At 76.4% G+C, this 4,392-nt stretch carries 4 protein-coding genes; all 4 read left to right on the top strand.

From position 1 onward, the window contains the following. Positions 1-212: 212 nt before the first annotated feature. The 4 genes from ACFO3M_RS20260 to ACFO3M_RS20245 all read left to right on the top strand — a co-directional run bounded on the left by ACFO3M_RS20260 (position 213) and on the right by ACFO3M_RS20245 (position 4,320). Positions 213-1,571: an MFS transporter gene (locus tag ACFO3M_RS20260; protein ID WP_387993202.1), complete on the top strand. Its 1,359-nt coding sequence runs from the start codon at positions 213-215 to the stop codon at positions 1,569-1,571. Positions 1,572-1,607: 36 nt separating this feature from the next. Further along, the gene (locus ACFO3M_RS20255; RefSeq protein WP_387993199.1) at positions 1,608-2,750 is read left to right on the top strand and encodes a thiolase family protein; all 1,143 of its coding nucleotides are present in this window, start codon (positions 1,608-1,610) and stop codon (positions 2,748-2,750) included. Positions 2,751-2,818: 68 nt separating this feature from the next. Continuing rightward, positions 2,819-3,628, top strand: coding sequence for an acyl-CoA thioesterase (locus ACFO3M_RS20250; protein ID WP_387993197.1), 810 nt, complete (start codon positions 2,819-2,821; stop codon positions 3,626-3,628). 92 nt (positions 3,629-3,720) lie between these two features. Next, the gene (locus ACFO3M_RS20245) at positions 3,721-4,320 is read left to right on the top strand and encodes a YceI family protein (protein WP_387993194.1); all 600 of its coding nucleotides are present in this window, start codon (positions 3,721-3,723) and stop codon (positions 4,318-4,320) included. The last annotated feature ends 72 nt before the right edge of the window (positions 4,321-4,392 follow it).

The following is a 4,392-nucleotide window of genomic DNA, read 5'->3' as shown; positions in this document are numbered from 1 at the left end:
CGCGAGGGACGGCCGGCGCGCGGGTCGAGCCGCGCCGGGATCGGGCGGCCCGGGGGGCCGCCGTGCTCGGGACGGTCTCGGCTCACGCGGCGCAGGCTAGGGGCGCGCGGCGCTCCTGTGGGCTTCGCGGCACCGGGCGGTCCCGCTTCCTCCGGGACGACGCGGCGCCACCCCGTGCTTCATCGATGAAGAAGCGGGGTACCCGTCCTGGCATGGCAGGTCCGGCAGCGGTCCCGACCCTGTGCGCGGTGCAGTTCGTCGACGTCCTCAGCACCACGCTGGTGGTCGCGGCGCTGCCCACGGTGCTGGCCGACCTCGGCGCACCGCCGTCGGCGGCCGCGCCGGTGGTGACCGTCTACGCCGTCCTGTTCGGGGCACTGCTCATGCCGGCCGCGCGCCTGGGCGACCGGTTCGGTCACGCGCGGGTCCTGGGGGCCGGGCTGGCCGGCTTCGGCGCGGCGTCGCTGCTGGCCGCGGTCGCGCCGTCGGCCGGGGTGCTGGTGGTGGCGCGCGGCGCCCTGGGGGCTGCGGCCGCCCTCTCCGTGCCGACCGCGCTGCGCCTGCTGACCGCCGCGACCGAGGAGGGCGGCGCGCGGCGGCGGGCGCTGGCCGCCTGGAGCGCGACCGGCGCGGCCGCCGGCGCGAGCGGGCTCGTGCTCGGCGGCGTGCTCACCGACCTGGCCGGCTGGCGCGTGCTGTTCTGGGTGCAGGTGCCGCTGGCCGCGCTGCTCCTGGCGGCGGTGGGCCGCACGGCGCCGCCGACCCCGCGGCGGACGCGGGGGACGCTCGACCTGGCCGGCGCCGGGGTGCTCACGGCCGCGGTGGCGGCGGTCGTGGCCGGCGCGTCGCTGGTCGAGGACGGCGCGCACCGGGCCACCGGCGTCGCGCTGTTGCTCGCCGGGCTCGCCGCCGCCGCGTGCCTGCCCGCGGTCGAGCGGCGCTCGCCCGACCCGCTGCTGCCGCGCGCCGCCGTGGGGCACCCCCGCCTGCGCCGCGGCGTGCTCGCCTCGGCGGCCAACACGGCGACCACCAGCTCGTCGGTCACCGTCGCGACGCTGCACCTGCAGGACGCCGGCGGCCTCGGCGCGACCGCCGCGGGACTGGCCCTGGTGCCGTTCAGCCTCTGCGTCGTCGCCGGCGCGGGCCTGGCCGCGCGGGTGCTGCGGCGGACCTCGGCGCGGGTCACCGCCGCGGCGGGGCTCGCGGTCATCGCCGCCGGTGACACGGCGCTGCTCGGCGCGGGCCTGGGCACGTGGGTGGTGTCGGCCGCGGTCGCCGTCGCGGGGCTGGGCATCGGGCTGTCCTCGGTGGCCGCGACGTCGCTGGGGACCGACGTCGGCCCGGAGCTCCAGGGGACGGCGGCCGGAGCGGTCAACACCGCCGCGCAGCTGGGCACCGCCCTCGGCGTGGCCGCCGTCCTGCTCGTCGTCCGGGCCTCCGGGGGGACGGGCCTGCCGCTGGCCGGCAGCGGGCTCGGCTGGGTCACCGCGGCGCTGCTCGCGGCCCTCGCGGCGGGACTCCTGGCCCGCCGCCCGGCCCGGGCGGCGGAGGTCGCCAGGAGCGCGGGTTAGTGTGCCGGGCACCACACCCGCTCGGAGGGAGCAGACATGCGTGACGCGGTGATCGTCGAGGCGGTGCGCACGCCCGTGGGCAAGCGCAACGGCGGGCTGTCCGGGGTGCACCCGGTCGACCTGTCCGCGCACGTCCTCACCTCGCTGGCCGAGCGGGCCGGCGTCGACCCGGCCGAGATCGAGGACGTCATCTGGGGCTGCGTGTCCCAGGTCGGCGAGCAGACCTTCGACATCGCCCGGACGGCGGCGCTCGCCGCGGGCTGGCCGGAGACGGTCACCGGCGTGACCGTCGACCGGCAGTGCGGCTCCTCGCAGCAGTCGGTGCACTTCGCCGCCGCGGGCCTGGTGTCGGGTCAGTACGACGTCGTCGTGGCCGGCGGCGTCGAGTCCATGTCGCGGGTGCCGATGGGCAGCGCGCGGCAGGACGCCGACCCGTTCGGGACGAGGTTCTCCGAGCGCTACGGCGGCGCGAAGATCAACCAGGGCCTGGGTGCGGAGACGATCGCCGAGCGGTGGGGCCTGTCGCGCCAGCGCTGCGACGAGTTCTCCGTCGCCTCCCACGAGAAGGCCGCCGCCGCCCGCGCCGAGGGCCGCTTCGACGCCCAGATCGCGCCGGTGACCACCCCCGACGGCACCGTCGTCGGCCAGGACGAGGGCATCCGCGAGTCGACGGTGGAGAAGCTCGCCGGCCTGAAGACGGCGTTCAGGGAGGACGGCGTCATCACCGCCGGCAACTCCTCGCAGATCTCCGACGGCTCGGCCGCGCTGCTCATGACCACCAGCGAGAAGGCCGCCGAGCTCGGTCTGCGGCCGATCGCCCGGGTGCACACCGCGGTGCTGGCCGGCGCCGACCCGGTGGTCATGCTCACCGCGCCGATCCCGGCCACGCAGAAGGCGCTGGCGCGGTCGGGGCTGTCGATCGACGAGATCGGCGTGTTCGAGGTCAACGAGGCCTTCGCGCCGGTGCCGCTGGCCTGGCTGGCCGACCTCGGCGCCGACGAGAAGTCGCTCAACCCCAACGGCGGCGCCATCGCCCTGGGCCACCCGCTCGGCGGCTCGGGCGCGCGGATCATGACGACGCTGGTGCACCACATGCGCGACAACGGCATCCGCTACGGCCTGCAGACGATGTGCGAGGGCGGCGGCCAGGCCAACGCCACCATCCTCGAGCTGCTGTAACCGCACTGCTCCCTCGGGCCCGGGGCCGCCTCGCACGGCGGCTCCGGGCCCGGTTAGTTTCGCCGGTCGTGACCACGACCGCGGGAGAGCCGACCCTGCTCGACGTCCTGACGCTCGAGGAGATCGACCGGGACCTCTACCGCAGCGCGCTGGTGTTCACCGACCCGTTCCCGCTCTACGGCGGGCAGGTCGCGGCGCAGGCGCTGCTCGCCGCCGGCCGCACGGTGGCGTCCGACCGGCTGCCGCACTCGCTGCACGGCTACTTCCTCCGCAGCGGCGACGCCGCCCGGCCGACCGTCTTCCGCGTCGACCGCGACCGCGACGGCGGGTCGTTCTCCGCGCGCCGGGTGGTCGCGGTGCAGGGCGGCGAGGTGGTGCTGTCGATGTCGGCGTCGTTCCAGGCGCCCACCGCCGGGCCCGACGTCCAGGTGGCCGCGGCGCCGGCGGCCGAGGACCCCGCGGAGTGCGAGCCGTTCGCGCTGCCCCGGCTGTTCACCATGGACGGCCGCCGGCCCTCCCAGCCGCACCCGGCCGCCTCCTGGCCGACCCGGTTCTGGTCCCGGTCTACCGTGGCGCTGCCCGACGACCCGCTGGTGCACGCCTGCGCGCTCACCTACCTGTCCGACATCGGCACCGGGCTGTCCGCGCTGCCCGAGGACGAGGCGGCGCCCGGCCCGACGCTGGACCACGCGGTGTGGTTCCACCGGACGGCCCGGCTCGACGACTGGGTGCTCGTGGACCTGGTCCCGCACACCGTGTCCGGCGGGCGCGGCTGGTACACCGGCTCGGTGACCACCCGCGACGGCGTCCTGGCCGCGAGCCTGACCCAGGAGACGCTGTTCCGGCCGGGCCGCAACCCGTTCCGCCCGGGTCGCTGAGGCCGTCCGCCGCCCGTTCCCGGAGCCCGGCGGTGGCACCGTCGGCGGGATCGGCGAGGATGGTGTGTCAGCGAGGGGGAAGGACGGGACACGTGGCGAAGCACCGGGCAGCAGAGAGCGACCCCACCGACTTCGACGCGGCGACGGCCGCGCTGGCCGACGTCACGGGCGACTACACCATCGACGTGGCGCACACCCGGATCGGCATCCGGGCACGGCACGCGATGGTGACGACCGTCCGCGGCGCGTTCACCGACTTCGCCGGCGAGGCGCACCTCGACGTGCAGAAGCCCGGGGCCAGCAGCGTGACGATCCGGATCAGGACCGCGAGCATCGACACCGGCCAGGCCGACCGGGACGCGCACCTGCGCTCGCCGGACTTCCTCGACGTCGAGCGGTTCCCGGAGATGGTGTTCACCTCCACCGACGTCGAGCAGACCGACGACGACACCTACCAGGTGACCGGCGACCTCACCATCCGCGACGTCACCCGCCCGGTGACCGTGGAGTTCGCGATGACCGGCTCGGCGAAGGACCCGTTCGGCAACACCCGGGTCGGCTTCGAGGGGGCGCTGGCGATCAAGCGCAGCGAGTGGGGCCTGACCTGGAACACCGCACTGGAGACGGGCGGGTGGCTCGTCAGCGACCGCATCCAGGTCGAGTTCGACGTCTCGGTGATCCGCGCCGCCTGACCCTCCCGTCGACCCGTCGGCAGGTCGCCACGTCGCCGGATCGGCACGGAGGCATGTCGGCACGGAGGCTTG

Source organism: Geodermatophilus arenarius (genome assembly GCF_042654585.1).
GTDB lineage: Bacteria > Actinomycetota > Actinomycetes > Mycobacteriales > Geodermatophilaceae > Geodermatophilus > Geodermatophilus arenarius.
The sequence above is the reverse complement of the archived record's forward strand: the minus strand, read 5'-3'. Positions and strand labels throughout refer to the sequence as shown.